Here is a 13,831-nt window from a genome sequence, read left to right as displayed (position 1 = left end):
CGGTCATTCTCAGGCGCGTTGTTGATGAATAAAAGCCGCGAGCGTGGCAACGGAATAGAAGTGCTGACGCATCTCGTCACTTTCGGCAGAAAGCACTACGCCGTACTGATTTTTTACCGCCAGCCCCAGCTCAAGGGCGTCGATTGAGTCCAGACCGAGGCCGTCGCCAAAGAGCGCGGCGTCTGTATCAATATCCTCTGGGGTAAGTTCTTCCAGATTCAGCGTAGAGATAATGAGATTCTTAATTTCAAGATAGAGCGCTTGCATCTTTCGTTCCTGACAAAGATTGAAGACCGGTTGTTAACTGATGCTGCATATGCCGGTTTAACTGCCTTGCCGCCAGCGCGGGTTCGTGCTGACTCGCATCATAAAAATCATGAATGTTGATGCGTTCGCGAACATCCACGGTGAAAACAGGTTTGTTGGGGGGCACGTTATACCAGCTGCTCTGTTTATCCAGCATCCGTTCGCTACAGTGGATCACCACCACGCGCACGGCGCTGTTGCAGCGAACGGCGATATTCGCCGCCCCACGTTGCAGGGTCATGGCTTCTCCCACCCGGGTGCGGGTGCCTTCAGGGAAGATAAGCAGGGTGTCGCCCTGGGCCAGACGCTGCTGGCTTGCGGCAAGCAGCGTGTCGGCTTCGCTGTTAATCAGATAGTCCGCCGCGCGGATCACGCCGCTGACGAACGGGTTACGCAGCAACGCGCTTTTCACCAGACAGTCGGTTTCATTCATCACCGACGCCAGCAGAACGTAGTCCAGCAGCGAGGGATGGTTCGCAATCACCAGACAGCCCCGCTCGGCGCGCAAAACGTCCAGGTTGTTGAAACGGTAATCCAGTACCCCTACACCGCGTACCACCGCGAGGAACAGGCGGAAACTGGCAGAAATAGTGCGGCGTGCCAGGCGGCGACGTTGGGTGCGGTCACGCTGGAAAATCAGCAGCAGGTTAAACCACACCAGCGACAGCGTCAGCCCGCCGAGGCCGAACAGGGCGAAGCACAATCCGGTCATCAGCATGCGCCATACCCGATCGAGGCGGGAACGTAACCCTCTCATTGGCGCGTCCATTGCCACAGCAGGCGCTCGCCCGGCAGGGTAAACTGGCGCTCGTCCCGCAGGTAATGGCGCAGGAACTGCAGGCTTTGCGGCAGCGCGGGCTCTTCAGGCCTGCGGTTGGCGTGCGTTTCACAGCTGAGCGTATTTCCGGCCTCAATTACCAGCGCCAGCGCGTAGGGCCAGACGGGCATCTGCGGCGGCAGCCCGGCGTGATAAAACTCCGGCAGCCGACCGTCGAAATCTACCAGCAACACGCGTGAGTAGCCCGCATGCAGCAGGCTCAGCACCTCGCATAAGCTCTGCTGGAAGGTATCCATACCGGCGGAAACCGACGAAGAGACAACAGGCTGACGCGCGGCGATAGTGAGATTGCCGACCGCCGAGTTGTGTACCGACATGGCAAAATCGGTGGGGGAAACGGGCTGATCTGCCGCCAGGGCCTGGAGAATACGAAAATTGCGTTCCAGCTCCCCGTGACGGCTGCTGTAGACGACGGCGTCGATGCGGTGTTTGCGCAGCATCATCAGGCCAAGATCGACGGCCAGCTTGCTGCCTGAATTCAGGCGGCGGGCGGTCATCATCGGCAGATCGGTCAGTTTCGCCAGCGGTGCATCAGGATCGATGGCGTCAGACCGGCGTGACCATGCCTGCCATTCGTCGGCATCGCTGAGTCCTGGCGCTCTTGCCTGCCAGTCGATAAGGGTAAGTGTAAATTTCATCTACGCGCGTCCGCGATAAACCTGTTTCTGTGACTTTTTCTTCGCCAGCGCGATTTGCTGCGCACATCGTACAATGTTGTCGTCGCGCTGGCGAATAAACGTCACTTTTAACCCTTTCCACCCGGTTATCCCGGCAAACGGCTTTTTGGCCGACCCGGACCCAGCAGAATGGCGAGTTTACTGCCTCCTTTCGTGGTTTCCATCCAGATTTTACAGACGCTGGTGAGCGGCACGGAGAGCAGCATGCCCACCGGTCCCAGCAGCCATCCCCAGATCAGTAACGATAAAAACACCACCATCGTCGACATGCCCAGACGGTGACCCATCATGCGCGGTTCGAGAATATTGCCCAGCACCATATGCACGACGAGGAACAGCGCTCCTACCAGCATGCACTCATAAAAACCGTTAAACAGGAACGCCTGAATCATCGGCGGAACGGCAGAAAGCACCGCGCCGATATTGGGCACGTAGTTCAGTAAAAACGCCAGCACGCCCCACATCAGCGCGAACTGCACGTCCAGCAGCACCAGCCCCAGCCAGACGATCACGCCGGTCCACAGGCTTAACAGCGTTTTCAGCGCCAGATATTTGGACACACCCTTCAGCGCGCGATGCAAGCCGGCAATGTGGATCTGCGGATTGTTCAGGGCAAAACGCAGCTTATACGGCACGTGGCGCACTTCGAACAGCATAAACACCACCGTCATCACCAGCAGCAGAATGCTGGCCATTGCCCCGGAAAGCCCGGTCATCAACGTGGTGGCGTAGGTCATCACCTTCTCGGAATCCATCCGGCGCAGCATCCGTTCCGGTGAGATATGCAGATTCACGAACGGCAACATGCGCTGGAGATCGACCAGCTTGCGCGTCAGCTCTTTATTGTACTGCGGCAGCATGGTGGAAAATTCGCTCAGCGAGGCGGCGAGCACGCCGAACAGCGCCGTCAGGACAACCAGCATCACCATCACCACAATGGTAATCGCGACCGGGCGGCTGATGCCCCGGCGTAAAAACCACGTCACCAGCGGGTTGAGGACGATGGCGAAAAACAGCGCCAGCAGAAGCTGAACAATGATATCCGCCGCCGCATGGATACCCGCAAGGATAACCACCAGGCAGGCGAGTTTTAATAAAATATGAAGTCCGGCTTTGTCGGGCGGGCTGGCAGTCATAAGAATTCCTTTTTCCGGGGGGCTTGCTAATTGTAGTGCGCCGGATTCGCTTCGTCTGGAGCGTTAGTCTTAAAGTCATGGAAAAAAAATGGCCCCCGGCGCAAGCGACGGAGGCCACGTCATCCCGGTGAACGATTACTGGATCACGAGGGTGTTAATGATGTTTTCAGCGGTTGCCTGCGCTTTTTGCTGATTATCTGCAGGCAGAGTGATCTGCATGGTCAGCAGTTTATTATCTACCTTGCCGAGAACCACGGAGGAGTAAGCGGTCTGGCCTTTGGCGGAGATGATGCTGTCCAGCTGTTGCAGCGTGTGGCCTTTCAGCTCGATAGACTTATTGGTCACCACCTGAAGCTGCGGGTCGCGGCTGCGCTGCTGATCTTCCAGACGTTTGGACAGCACACCCAGATCTTCGCTGGTATCGTCACCGACAATCACAATGACTGCTTTTTGCCCGGTGGCATCGGAGTAGACGTGCATGTTGTTCGCCTGGGTGCCCAGCTTACCGCTCTGATCGGTCATGTCCGCGGGCAGAGAGAAACTGAGTTTGCCATCCATCAGGCTCACCGGCTGACCGGTGGCGTTGCTTTCTGCTGACGCGCCCTGAGCAGGCGTTTTGGTGTCGCTGTTATCACAGGCTGCAAGGCCAACAACCAGCAGGCCAATCCCGACATATTTAACCAGATTGCGCATTGACTTCTTCCTTTCGATAAACGGCCATAGCGGCTCATTCGTTCATCTTATCACAACTGATAAAGCGAACCCTTAACCTGCCTGCAATGCGGAGATTTCAGATTTATCTGCCAGTCTTTTCAGCAGCATATTCAACAGCACGCCGTACATCGGCAGGAAGAAGACCAGGCTGATAAGCACCTTAAAGGCGTAGTCCACCAGAGCGATTTCCATCCAGTGTTCTGCCATGAAGGCGTCCGGGCTGCGCCAGAAGGCAATGAAGAAGAAGGCCAGCGTATCGCTCACGTTACCGAACAGCGTGGAAGCCGTTGGTGCCATCCACCAGCGATGGTTCTGACGCAGGCGGTTAAACACGTGGACATCGAGGATCTGCCCCAGGGCATAGGCCATAAAGCTGGCGGCGGCAATACGCGCGACGAACAGGTTGAAGTGCGTCAGCGCTTCGAAGCCCTGCCAGCTTCCCATGTAAAACAGCGAGGAGATGGCGTAGGAGACAAACAGTGCCGGGATCATCACCGCAAAAATAATCCGCCGCGCCAGCGGTGCGCCAAAAATACGCACGGTTAAATCCGTCGCAAGGAAAATAAACGGGAAACTGAACGCGCCCCAGGTGGTATGGAAACCAAAAATGGAGATGGGGAGCTGTACCAGATAGTTACTGGAGATGATCACCAGCAGATGAAATAGCGAAAGCCAGAACAACGCCTTGACGCGTTGCGATTGTGTAAAGGAGTTCATATTGTACCTTTTTGATTAATATTTGGGGTGAGGGAACCCAATAAAGCCGCCGCATGATACTGCTTTAACGACACTTTGCAATGGCTAATTTTCACGCAATCGTTAACCTGGTTTGCATTGGCGATAGCGGGGCGTAAACTACAGCCGTTTTTACCTGAACGAGAAGAACATGACCGACCTGTTTTCCAGCCCAGACCACACGCTTGATGCTCAGGGCCTCCGTTGCCCGGAGCCGGTAATGATGGTGCGTAAGACCGTCCGTAACATGCAGAGCGGCGAAACGCTGCTGATCGTCGCCGATGACCCGGCTACCACCCGTGATATCCCCGGCTTTTGTACCTTTATGGAACATGAGCTGGTGGCGCAGCAAACCGAGACCTTGCCGTACCGGTATTTGATTCGTAAGGGGTAAGTGCGGCCTGACGCCCGGCGGCGCTTCGCTTGCACGGGCCTACGGGTGTAGTAGGTCGGGTAAGGCGCAGCCGCCACCCGACAAGTACTCATCACAATTTCGAACCATCGTTTCAAAATTTCGCGCTTTTTGTGAGGCGCTTCACCCTCCTTTTTCCAGCCGTAGTCTAATTTTTAAACGTCAAAAACTAAAACATCGTTTTAACGCTTATTTCACTACCCTGGAGTTGACTCAATGAAAACGACCCTCAAGCCGTTACTGGCTGCTCTGTGCCTGTCTGCTTTTGCCTGCACCGTTTCTGCCCAGACCATCAAAGCCGCCGATGTGCATCCTGAAGGCTACCCGAACGTGGTGGCGGTTCAGCAGATGGGTGAAAAACTCAAACAACAAACCGATGGCAAGCTGGAGATTAAGGTCTTCCCCGGCGGCGTGCTGGGGGATGAAAAGCAGATGATTGAGCAGGCGCAGATGGGGGCGATAGACATGATCCGCGTCTCTATGGCGCCGGTTGCCGCCATCCTGCCGGATATCGAAGTGTTTACGCTGCCCTACGTATTCCGCGATGAAGACCACATGCACAAGGTGATCGACGGGGATATCGGCAAGCAGATTGGCGACAAGCTGACCGCCAACCCGAAATCGCGCCTGGTCTTCCTCGGCTGGATGGATTCCGGCACCCGCAACCTGATCACCAAAGAGCCGATCGTTAAACCGGAAGACCTGAAAGGGAAGAAGATCCGCGTTCAGGGTAGCCCGGTGGCGCTGGCCACGCTGAAAGCGATGGGGGCGAACTCGGTGGCGATGGGCGTCAGCGAGGTTTACAGCGGCATGCAGACCGGGGTGATCGATGGCGCGGAGAACAACCCGCCAACCTTTATCGCCCACAACTACATGCCGATCGCCAAAAACTACACGCTGAGCGGCCACTTTATCACTCCGGAAATGCTGCTCTACTCCAAAGTGAAATGGGACAAGCTCAGCGCTGACGAACAGCAAAAGATCCTGACGCTGGCCCGCGAAGCGCAGTTCGAGCAGCGCAAGCTGTGGAATGCGTATAACGACCAGGCGCTGGCGAAAATGAAGGCCGGCGGCGTGCAGTTCCACGACATCGATAAAACGGTGTTTATCAAGGCGACAGAGCCGGTGCGCGCGCAGTATGGCGATAAGCATCAGGATCTGATGAAAGCCATCGCTGACGTTCAGTAAGCCGGAGTACGTATGTCCGAACTCTACCTGAAGTGGATGGATCGTCTGTACCTGCTCGCCATGGTGGTGGCGGGTCTCTCGCTACTGGTGATGACGATTGTCATCCCCATCGGCATCTTCTCACGCTACGTGCTCAATCGCGGCGAATCCTGGCCGGAACCGATCGCCATTATCTGCATGGTGACGTTTACCTTCATCGGCGCGGCGGTAAGCTACCGCGCCGGGTCGCATATCGCGGTCAACATGCTTACCGACCGCCTGCCCGCGTCGCTGCAAAGGCTGTGCGCGCGGGTAGTGGATCTGCTGATGCTGCTGATTTCTGGCCTGATGTGCTGGTACAGCTACTGGCTGTGCGTCGAGCTGTGGGAGCAGCCGGTGGCGGAGTTTCCGCTCCTGACCTCCGGCGAAAGCTATCTGCCTCTGCCTGTCGGGTCGGCCATTTTGATCCTGTTTGTGCTTGAACGCCTGCTGTTTGGCTCGCAGGAAAACCGTCCGGTCGTGCTGATCGGCAATCACAGTTAAGGGGTGAACAATGGATGCTTTTGTTTTGTTATTCACCCTCGCCATTTTGCTGGCGCTGGGGATGCCGGTGGCCTTCGCCGTCGGCTTAAGCGCCGTGGCGGGCGCGCTGTGGATTGACCTGCCGCTGGAGGCGCTGATGATCCAGATCACCAGCGGGGTCAATAAATTTACCCTGCTGGCAATCCCGTTCTTCATTCTTGCCGGGGCGATCATGGCGGAAGGGGGCATTGCCCGACGGCTGGTGAATTTCGCCTACGTGTTCGTCGGCTTTATCCGCGGTGGGCTGTCGCTGGTGAACATTGTCGCCTCGACGTTCTTCGGCGCGATTTCCGGCTCGTCGGTGGCGGATACGGCGTCTATCGGCAGCGTGATGATCCCGGAGATGGAGAAGAAGGGTTATCCGCGCGAATACGCGGCGGCGGTGACGGCCAGCGGGTCGGTGCAGGCGATTCTGATCCCGCCCAGCCACAACTCGGTGATTTACTCCCTGGCGGCGGGGGGAACGGTCTCCATCGCCACGCTGTTTATCGCGGGCGTGCTGCCGGGCCTGCTGCTGGGGGTGAGCCTGATGGTGCTCTGCCTGTGCTTCGCCCGCAAGCGCGGCTACCCGAAGGGGGACAAAATCCCGTTCAGGCAGGCGCTGAAAATTATGCTCGATGCCCTGTGGGGGCTGATGACGGTGGTGATTATCCTCGGCGGGATCTTGTCCGGGATTTTTACCGCCACCGAATCTGCCGCCGTGGCCTGCCTGTGGGCGTTCTTCGTCACCATGTTTATCTACCGCGACTACAAGTGGAGCGAACTGCCGAAGCTGATGTGCCGCACGGTGAAAACCGTCACCATCGTGATGATTTTAATCGGCTTTGCCGCGGCGTTTGGGGCGGTGATGACCTACATGCAACTGCCGATGCGCATCACCGAATTCTTCACATCGCTCTCCGATAACAAGTACGTGATCCTCATGTACCTCAACATCATGCTGCTGCTGATTGGCACGCTGATGGACATGGCGCCTATCATCCTGATCCTGACACCGGTGCTGCTGCCGGTGACCAATGCACTGGGTATCGACCCGGTGCATTTTGGGATGATCATGATGGTTAACCTGGGGATTGGGCTGATCACGCCGCCGGTCGGGTCGGTGCTGTTCGTGGCGAGCGCGGTGAGTAAGCAGAAGATCGAACACGTGGTGCGGGCGATGCTGCCGTTTTACGGTATGTTGCTGGTCGTGCTGGGGATGGTGACGTACATTCCGGCGATTTCATTGTGGTTGCCGGGGCTGTTAGGAATGCAGTGACGCGTGCGGCCTGATGCCCTCACCCCGGCCCTCTCCCGCGGGGAGAGGGGGCAAACACGAGAAACGGCAACCCGGTTGCCGTTTCACTTTTACCTTTGACGCAACAGCCGCAACGCGTTCGCCGTAACCAGCACCGTCGCCCCCGTATCCGCCAGTACCGCCAGCCACAGTCCGGTCATGCCGAGCAGCGTGGTGATCAGGAAAATCCCCTTCAGACCCAGCGCAATGCCGATGTTCTGCCGAATATTGGCGCGCGTCGCCCGCGCAAGTTCTATCATCTGCGCCAGCCCGGTCAGGCGGTTGTGCGTCAGCGCCGCGTCGGCGGTCTCCAGTGCCACGTCGGTGCCGCTGCCCATCGCAATGCCGATGCTGGAAGCTTTCATTGCCGGGGCATCATTTATTCCGTCCCCGACCATCGCCAGCGGGGCGTTGCTGTTCAGCTCGGTTACCGCGCTGACTTTATCCGCAGGCAACAATCCGGCCTTAAACTCCAGCCCCAGCTCGCCGGCAATCGCCGCCGCCGCGCGCGGATTATCGCCGGTCAGGATCACGCCCTGTACTCCCAGCCTGTGCAGTGCGTCGACGGCCTCTTTCGCATCGTCACGCAGGGTGTCGCGCAGCGCCAGCATGCCCATCGGCACACCGTCCTGCATCACGGTAATGACCGTCTGCCCGGTCTGCTCCAGCGCCTCAACCTGTGGAGTAGAGCGCGCGTCCGCCGCGGCGATCAGCACTTTTTTGCCTTCGACCACAGCCTCAATCCCTGACCCGACCAGCGCTCGCTGGGCCGTTGCCGGAGGGATGTTCAGCCCGCGCCCCTTCGCTTCACGTACAATCGCCTGCGCCAGAGGGTGGGTGGAGCCCTGCTCCACGGCAGCGGCCAGCGTCAGCAGGGCGTCTTCACTGATGTCCTGCGGATACACGCCGGTCACCTGCGGCTTGCCGACGGTCAGCGTGCCGGTTTTATCGAAGGCGATGTGCTGGACCTGGCTCAGTTGCTCCAGCGCCGCGCCGCCCTTAATCAGCGCCCCGCGACGTGCCGCCGCCGCCAGCCCGGAGGTAATCGCCGCCGGGGTGGAGATCACCAGCGCACACGGACAGCCGATCAGCAGCAGCGTCAGCCCTTTGTAAATCCAGCCCTCCCACGGTGCGCCGAAGAACAGCGGCGGGACGACGGTGACCAGCAGCGCCACCAGCATGATGGCGGGGGTGTAAATCCGGCTGAAGCGATCGATAAAGCGTTCTACCGGCGCGCGGCGCTCCTCGGCCTCTTCAATCAGCCTGAGGATGCGGTCGATGGCGCTGTCGCCCGGTTCGGAAAGGACCGTCAACTGCACCAGTCGGTCGACGCTGGTGGCGCCCGCAGGCACCTTTTCACCCACCGCGCGCGCAACCGGGATGGATTCCCCGGTCAGGGCACTTTCGTCAAAACTTGCGGTGGCGGTAACGAGGGCCCCATCGGCTGGCAGACGTCCGCCTGCGGGCACTTCAATCACGTCACCCGGGCGCAGGGTGTTGATGGCGACCGTTTCACGCTGACCATCAATAACCCGCGTGGCGGTTTCCGGCTTTAGCGCCATCAGCGCGCTCACCCCTTTACGCGCCCGGCTCGCCGCCCAGCCCTCAAGGCGTTCGCCAATTAAGAACAGCAGCAGCACCATCGCCGCTTCCGCCGTCGCGCCAATAAACAGCGCCCCGATAGCCGCCACGCTCATCAGCGTTTCGATGGCAAACCAGCTGCCGCTTCTCATCAGACGCAGCGCCTGACGGGCAATCGGGAACAGGCCAACCAGCGTGGTGGCGATAAACGCCAGGTTGCCGAACGGGTGGTTGATCTGCTCCAGCCCCCAGCTCAGGGCCATCATGATGATGAGGGTGATAAGGGGCAGATTTTCTTTTAGCGGAGACGTTTTTTCTGCGGGCGCCGTTTCGCTGCGCAGGGTATAACCCGCTTTGCTGACGGCGGCTTCAACCTGTCTGCTGACGTCGTTTTCGGCGCTGACCAGCAGCTTTTCAGTGGCGAACAGCACCTGAACGTGGTTCACACCCGGCACCTGCTTCACCGCGTTTTCCACTTTGCGGGCGCAGGCCGCGCAGTCCATGCCGTTGACGACCCAGCTGTAGTGATTGCCGCTTTCAGGCAGCGTTTGAGTTTGCGTTTCGCATGCGCCCTCGCAGCAGCAGTCCTCTTTTGGCGGAACCGGGCTGAGCTTAAGTGCCGAGAATTTGGGAGCTTTTTTAGGTATTTCTGGAGTCGACATGGCAGTCTCCGGTAATGATAATTTTCTCATTAACCGCAGCATACACTCTGGAGTCGACTCCAGAGTCAAGCGTTATTTAGATATACAGCGAACGCACAATCAGGAAGTGTCCGGCAAAGTAACAGGCGGCAGAAATCGCATTATCCGCACGGAAGCGGCGGCGATAGTGGCTGCCCAACCAGACGATGTTACCCAACAGCAACAGTGCGGCACCGAAGAACGCGGACATCGCAGGCGCTGTCGGACGGAAGAACCACAGCTCGCCCGCCAGCCACACCATCACCAGCGTCATGGCGATAAACGTACACACCGGCAGACGCATCTCTTCCAGACGCGACCAGATCACCGCGATCAGCAGGGCGCCAATCACCAGCAGCACCAGCGGCAGCGGCCAGAAGATGGAGAGCGTCATCTGGCTGGCAAAGTAGATGGTATAGAGCAGATGCGACAGGAAGAATGCCCCCACGGCGTACAGCAGACGCTGGCGCGGCAGCAGGGTTAAGGCATCGCCAATCAGGGACGCACAAAGCCCCGCGAGGACAAGATAGCTGATGGCGTTAAACATCGGTGCCTGCCAGGCAAGCAACAGCAGGAGCAATAGCGTGACGGGTTTAAACAACCAGCGCTGCCAGGCTGGGCCACGGTAAGACGCATCGACGTAAAGCCATGCGGAAAAACAGACAGCGATAAATGACCAAAGCATATTAACTCCCTGTAACTGTTGAGGCTGAATGATCAGTTTCTGATCCAGTGTAGTGACGCGAGCGGGCGTTTGGCAATGCCGGGGCAGGCGAGGTATCCTGAATTCCGCATAATCTGATGGGATTTTTCAATGAGCAAGATGCCACTGTTTTTTATTGTCGTGCTGGCGATTATCGTCATTGCCGCCTCGTTTCGCTTCGTGCAGCAGCGCCGTGAGAAGGCCGACAACGATGCCGCGCCGCTGATGCAAAAGCGCGTGGTGGTGACGAACAAGCGCGAGAAACCGCTTAATGACCGCCGATCCCGCCAGCAGCAGGTGACGCCTGCGGGCACAACGATGCGCTATGAAGCGAGCTTTAAGCCGGAAACCGGCGGGCTGGAGATGACCTTCCGACTGGAGGCGCAGCAGTACCACCAGCTGACGGTGGGGGAGAAAGGCACGCTGAGCTACAAAGGGTCGCGGTTTGAAGGGTTTGAACCGGAGCAGTAATTTTCCCCTCACCCCGGCCCACTCCCCGAAGGGGAGAGGGTGTAAGCGTCCCCTCTCCCTGTGGGAGAGGGTTAGGGTGAGGGCATCAGGCCGCACCTTACTTCTTCACCTGCGCCTTAAACTTCTTCATCCACACCAGCAGCTCAAATACGCCGAAAATAAACACCCGTAGCTGCTGCCAGCCGGTCATCGGTGGGCTATCTTTCGGCAGTCCGTTTTTCAGCATCACCATCTGCAAGGCATGCATAAACGCGGTGAAAATCAGCGCCACGTTAATGAAGATATTCAGCGGACGCGGGAACGGGTGCACCAGATTCAAAATCAAAAAAGCCCAGACGCCCAGCATCAGCAAGCGCCCTACGTTAATCAGTACTGGCATCGGATCCTCCTTGTGCCTGACGGTGATACAGACGATAAGCCACCTGGCCGGCGACCTTCTCGCGGTGCAGATCCCAGTGAACGGGAACGGGCGGCAGACCATTTTCCACTTCGCTTTCAACGTAAATCAGCGCGTCGTCTGCCAGCCAGCCATTTTTTTCCAGCAACGATAATGTCTCTTCCAGCAGCCCTTTACGGAACGGCGGGTCAACAAACACTACGTTGAACGGCGTCCCCTGTTGCGCGAGGAAGCTCAGCGTGTTGGTATTCACCACTTTGGCGTTGGTTGCTTTCAGCGTAGCCAAATTTTGCTGCAACGTCTGCGCGACGCCGCGCTCCATCTCCAGCAGCGTGGCGCTCGCAGCATAGCGCGACAGCGCTTCCAGCCCTAATGCACCGCTTCCGGCGAAGCAGTCCAGGCAATGGGCGTCTACCATTGACGGGGCGAGCCAGTTAAACAGCGTCTCGCGAACGCGGTCCGTGGTAGGGCGTAAACCGGGGCTGTCCGGCACCGGTAATTTCCGGCCTCGCCACTGACCGCCGATAATGCGAATTTGACCGGCCGGGGCGCGGGTGGGTTTCTTCATCTCAGGAAAGCTCTGTTAACAATGCCCTGCGATTGCGGGCGGTGATGTCAATTAAGTAAAGTGTTAGACTATTTCATCATTTTTTTAGCTTCCCTGTATATAGCGCCGCGAGGAGTGTAGTCGCAGATGGCAAAACAAAAAAAACGTGGCTTCTTTTCCTGGTTGGGTTTCGGTGAAAAAGAGCAAGAAACAGAACAGAAAACCGAAGAACAGCAGGTTGTAGAAGAGCAGTCACAGCCTGAAACGCCTGTCGAAACCGCTGCGGTTGTCGAAGCGGAAGAGCCAGCCCACAGCAAAGAAGAGATTGAATCCTTTGCCGAAGAGGTGGTTGAGGTTACCGAACAGGTTCAGGAGAGCGAAAAACCAGAGCCGGTTATCGTTGAAACCCTTACCGAAGCGCCGCAGGCCGCTATCGAACACGAAGCGCTGCCGCTGCCGGAAGAGGTGAAAGCTGAAGAAGTTTCTGCCGAAGAGTGGCAGGCCGAAGCGGAAACCGTTGAAATTGTTGAGGCAGTGGAAGAAGAAGCGGCCCTTGAGCCAGAGCTGACCGACGAAGAGCTGGAGGCCCAGGCGCTGGCGGCGGAAGCGGCTGAAGAAGCGGTCATCGTCGTGCCGGTGGAAGAGCAGGCCGAAGAAGAGATCGTTCAGGAGCAGGAAAAACCGACCAAAGAAGGTTTCTTCGCGCGCCTGAAGCGCAGCCTGCTCAAAACCAAAGAAAACTTAGGTTCCGGATTTATCAGTCTGTTCCGCGGCAAGAAGATCGACGACGATCTGTTTGAGGAGCTGGAAGAGCAACTGCTGATTGCGGACGTGGGCGTGGAAACCACCCGGAAAATCATCGCCAACCTGACCGAAGGGGCGAACCGCAAACAGCTGCGTGACGCCGAGGCGCTGTACGGCCTGCTGAAAGACGAGATGGGTGAAATTCTCGCAAAAGTTGACGAACCGCTTAATATTGAAGGCAAAATGCCCTTTGTTATTCTGATGGTTGGCGTCAACGGCGTGGGTAAAACCACCACCATCGGCAAGCTGGCGCGCCAGTTTGAGCAGCAGGGCAAATCGGTGATGCTGGCGGCGGGCGATACCTTCCGTGCGGCAGCGGTGGAACAGCTCCAGGTGTGGGGCCAGCGCAACAATATTCCGGTCATTGCCCAGCACACCGGCGCGGATTCCGCGTCCGTGATTTTCGATGCCATCCAGGCGGCGAAGTCGCGTAATGTGGACGTGCTGATTGCAGATACCGCAGGGCGTTTGCAGAACAAATCGCACCTGATGGAAGAGCTGAAGAAAATCGTTCGCGTCATGAAGAAGCTGGACGAAGATGCACCGCATGAAATTATGCTGACTATCGACGCCAGCACCGGACAGAACGCCATCAGCCAGGCGAAGCTGTTCAATGAAGCGGTAGGACTGACCGGGATCACGCTGACCAAGCTGGACGGCACCGCGAAAGGCGGGGTGATCTTCTCCGTGGCCGACCAGTTCGGCATTCCTATCCGTTATATCGGTGTGGGCGAGCGTATTGAGGATTTACGTCCGTTTAAAGCGGACGACTTTATTGAGGCACTATTTGCCCGAGAGGACTAAC

16 protein-coding genes are annotated in these 13,831 nt (G+C 57.8%); 6 read left to right on the top strand and 10 right to left on the bottom strand.

Annotated features, from left to right (window positions below):
• Positions 1-9 precede the first annotated feature (9 nt).
• The 6 genes from ACQG0S_RS21090 to ACQG0S_RS21065 all read right to left on the bottom strand — a co-directional run bounded on the left by ACQG0S_RS21090 (position 10) and on the right by ACQG0S_RS21065 (position 4,388).
• Positions 10-267 (bottom strand): phosphopantetheine-binding protein, encoded by a 258-nt coding sequence (locus tag ACQG0S_RS21090; RefSeq protein ID WP_003861263.1) that lies wholly within the window; start codon positions 265-267, stop codon positions 10-12.
• The gene (locus tag ACQG0S_RS21085) at positions 248-1,063 is read right to left on the bottom strand and encodes a lysophospholipid acyltransferase family protein (protein ID WP_048966280.1); all 816 of its coding nucleotides are present in this window, start codon (positions 1,061-1,063) and stop codon (positions 248-250) included. Before ACQG0S_RS21085 ends, ACQG0S_RS21090 begins: the two co-directional genes overlap by 20 nt.
• Positions 1,060-1,782, bottom strand: a complete 723-nt coding sequence (locus ACQG0S_RS21080) for a beta-ketoacyl synthase chain length factor (RefSeq protein WP_048966281.1) — start codon at positions 1,780-1,782, stop codon at positions 1,060-1,062. The genes ACQG0S_RS21085 and ACQG0S_RS21080 overlap by 4 nt, the downstream gene beginning before the upstream one ends.
• A 125-nt stretch (positions 1,783-1,907) precedes the next feature.
• Positions 1,908-2,957 (bottom strand): AI-2E family transporter, encoded by a 1,050-nt coding sequence (locus ACQG0S_RS21075; protein ID WP_003861270.1) that lies wholly within the window; start codon positions 2,955-2,957, stop codon positions 1,908-1,910.
• A gap of 135 nt (positions 2,958-3,092) precedes the next feature.
• Positions 3,093-3,650, bottom strand: a complete 558-nt coding sequence (locus ACQG0S_RS21070) for a DcrB family lipoprotein (protein WP_022649677.1) — start codon at positions 3,648-3,650, stop codon at positions 3,093-3,095.
• A 72-nt stretch (positions 3,651-3,722) separates the two neighbouring features.
• Positions 3,723-4,388: a 7-cyano-7-deazaguanine/7-aminomethyl-7-deazaguanine transporter gene (locus ACQG0S_RS21065; RefSeq protein WP_022649676.1), complete on the bottom strand. Its 666-nt coding sequence runs from the start codon at positions 4,386-4,388 to the stop codon at positions 3,723-3,725.
• Positions 4,389-4,557: 169 nt separating this feature from the next.
• On the opposite strand from ACQG0S_RS21065, the gene tusA reads away from it, so the two are divergent.
• From tusA to ACQG0S_RS21045, 4 genes are all read left to right on the top strand, one after another.
• Complete coding sequence (gene tusA / locus ACQG0S_RS21060; RefSeq protein ID WP_000130627.1) at positions 4,558-4,800, top strand: sulfurtransferase TusA; 243 nt, start codon at positions 4,558-4,560, stop codon at positions 4,798-4,800.
• Between the two features lie 234 nt (positions 4,801-5,034).
• Positions 5,035-6,006 (top strand): TRAP transporter substrate-binding protein, encoded by a 972-nt coding sequence (locus tag ACQG0S_RS21055; protein WP_058677291.1) that lies wholly within the window; start codon positions 5,035-5,037, stop codon positions 6,004-6,006.
• Positions 6,007-6,018: 12 nt separating this feature from the next.
• Complete coding sequence (locus ACQG0S_RS21050) at positions 6,019-6,528, top strand: TRAP transporter small permease (protein WP_048966283.1); 510 nt, start codon at positions 6,019-6,021, stop codon at positions 6,526-6,528.
• 10 nt (positions 6,529-6,538) lie between these two features.
• Positions 6,539-7,825 (top strand): TRAP transporter large permease, encoded by a 1,287-nt coding sequence (locus tag ACQG0S_RS21045; RefSeq protein ID WP_022649674.1) that lies wholly within the window; start codon positions 6,539-6,541, stop codon positions 7,823-7,825.
• Positions 7,826-7,914: 89 nt separating this feature from the next.
• On the opposite strand, the gene zntA is transcribed toward ACQG0S_RS21045, so the two are convergent.
• Entirely contained in the window at positions 7,915-10,086 is a 2,172-nt protein-coding gene (gene zntA, locus ACQG0S_RS21040; protein WP_169440813.1) for a Zn(II)/Cd(II)/Pb(II) translocating P-type ATPase ZntA, read from the bottom strand.
• A gap of 76 nt (positions 10,087-10,162) precedes the next feature.
• The gene (locus ACQG0S_RS21035; RefSeq protein WP_022649672.1) at positions 10,163-10,789 is read right to left on the bottom strand and encodes a lysoplasmalogenase; all 627 of its coding nucleotides are present in this window, start codon (positions 10,787-10,789) and stop codon (positions 10,163-10,165) included.
• 129 nt (positions 10,790-10,918) lie between these two features.
• On the opposite strand from ACQG0S_RS21035, the gene ACQG0S_RS21030 reads away from it, so the two are divergent.
• Positions 10,919-11,278, top strand: coding sequence for a DUF2500 domain-containing protein (locus tag ACQG0S_RS21030; RefSeq protein ID WP_022649671.1), 360 nt, complete (start codon positions 10,919-10,921; stop codon positions 11,276-11,278).
• 97 nt (positions 11,279-11,375) lie between these two features.
• Here the strand turns inward: ACQG0S_RS21030 and ACQG0S_RS21025 are convergent, their stop codons facing one another.
• Both ACQG0S_RS21025 and rsmD read right to left on the bottom strand, forming a co-directional pair.
• Positions 11,376-11,657: a DUF1145 family protein gene (locus tag ACQG0S_RS21025; protein ID WP_022649670.1), complete on the bottom strand. Its 282-nt coding sequence runs from the start codon at positions 11,655-11,657 to the stop codon at positions 11,376-11,378.
• A complete protein-coding gene (rsmD, locus tag ACQG0S_RS21020; protein WP_022649669.1) occupies positions 11,641-12,243 on the bottom strand; it encodes a 16S rRNA (guanine(966)-N(2))-methyltransferase in 603 nt (200 codons plus the stop codon). The genes ACQG0S_RS21025 and rsmD overlap by 17 nt, the downstream gene beginning before the upstream one ends.
• 126 nt (positions 12,244-12,369) lie before the next feature.
• Between rsmD and ftsY the strand changes: the two genes are divergently transcribed.
• The gene (ftsY, locus tag ACQG0S_RS21015; protein ID WP_023298805.1) at positions 12,370-13,830 is read left to right on the top strand and encodes a signal recognition particle-docking protein FtsY; all 1,461 of its coding nucleotides are present in this window, start codon (positions 12,370-12,372) and stop codon (positions 13,828-13,830) included.
• Position 13,831: the final 1 nt, after the last annotated feature.

Origin of the sequence: Enterobacter cloacae complex sp. 418I7 (assembly GCF_050030705.1) — a bacterium.
In the GTDB taxonomy this organism is placed as follows: domain Bacteria; phylum Pseudomonadota; class Gammaproteobacteria; order Enterobacterales; family Enterobacteriaceae; genus Enterobacter; species Enterobacter intestinihominis.
This window is presented reverse-complemented; position numbering and strand designations above follow the sequence as displayed.

What these genes read in the sequence shown, in the direction of transcription:
- ACQG0S_RS21080 (WP_048966281.1), bottom strand. Translation starts at nt 1,782, where the DNA reads ATGAAATTTACACTTACCCTTATCGACTGGCAGGCAAGAGCGCCAGGA.
- ACQG0S_RS21050 (WP_048966283.1), top strand. Translation starts at nt 6,019, where the DNA reads ATGTCCGAACTCTACCTGAAGTGGATGGATCGTCTGTACCTGCTCGCC.
- rsmD (WP_022649669.1), bottom strand. Translation starts at nt 12,243, where the DNA reads ATGAAGAAACCCACCCGCGCCCCGGCCGGTCAAATTCGCATTATCGGC.
- ACQG0S_RS21070 (WP_022649677.1), bottom strand. Translation starts at nt 3,650, where the DNA reads ATGCGCAATCTGGTTAAATATGTCGGGATTGGCCTGCTGGTTGTTGGC.
- ACQG0S_RS21075 (WP_003861270.1), bottom strand. Translation starts at nt 2,957, where the DNA reads ATGACTGCCAGCCCGCCCGACAAAGCCGGACTTCATATTTTATTAAAA.
- ftsY (WP_023298805.1), top strand. Translation starts at nt 12,370, where the DNA reads ATGGCAAAACAAAAAAAACGTGGCTTCTTTTCCTGGTTGGGTTTCGGT.
- ACQG0S_RS21085 (WP_048966280.1), bottom strand. Translation starts at nt 1,063, where the DNA reads ATGAGAGGGTTACGTTCCCGCCTCGATCGGGTATGGCGCATGCTGATG.
- zntA (WP_169440813.1), bottom strand. Translation starts at nt 10,086, where the DNA reads ATGTCGACTCCAGAAATACCTAAAAAAGCTCCCAAATTCTCGGCACTT.
- ACQG0S_RS21065 (WP_022649676.1), bottom strand. Translation starts at nt 4,388, where the DNA reads ATGAACTCCTTTACACAATCGCAACGCGTCAAGGCGTTGTTCTGGCTT.
- ACQG0S_RS21030 (WP_022649671.1), top strand. Translation starts at nt 10,919, where the DNA reads ATGAGCAAGATGCCACTGTTTTTTATTGTCGTGCTGGCGATTATCGTC.
- tusA (WP_000130627.1), top strand. Translation starts at nt 4,558, where the DNA reads ATGACCGACCTGTTTTCCAGCCCAGACCACACGCTTGATGCTCAGGGC.
- ACQG0S_RS21090 (WP_003861263.1), bottom strand. Translation starts at nt 267, where the DNA reads ATGCAAGCGCTCTATCTTGAAATTAAGAATCTCATTATCTCTACGCTG.
- ACQG0S_RS21055 (WP_058677291.1), top strand. Translation starts at nt 5,035, where the DNA reads ATGAAAACGACCCTCAAGCCGTTACTGGCTGCTCTGTGCCTGTCTGCT.
- ACQG0S_RS21035 (WP_022649672.1), bottom strand. Translation starts at nt 10,789, where the DNA reads ATGCTTTGGTCATTTATCGCTGTCTGTTTTTCCGCATGGCTTTACGTC.
- ACQG0S_RS21025 (WP_022649670.1), bottom strand. Translation starts at nt 11,657, where the DNA reads ATGCCAGTACTGATTAACGTAGGGCGCTTGCTGATGCTGGGCGTCTGG.
- ACQG0S_RS21045 (WP_022649674.1), top strand. Translation starts at nt 6,539, where the DNA reads ATGGATGCTTTTGTTTTGTTATTCACCCTCGCCATTTTGCTGGCGCTG.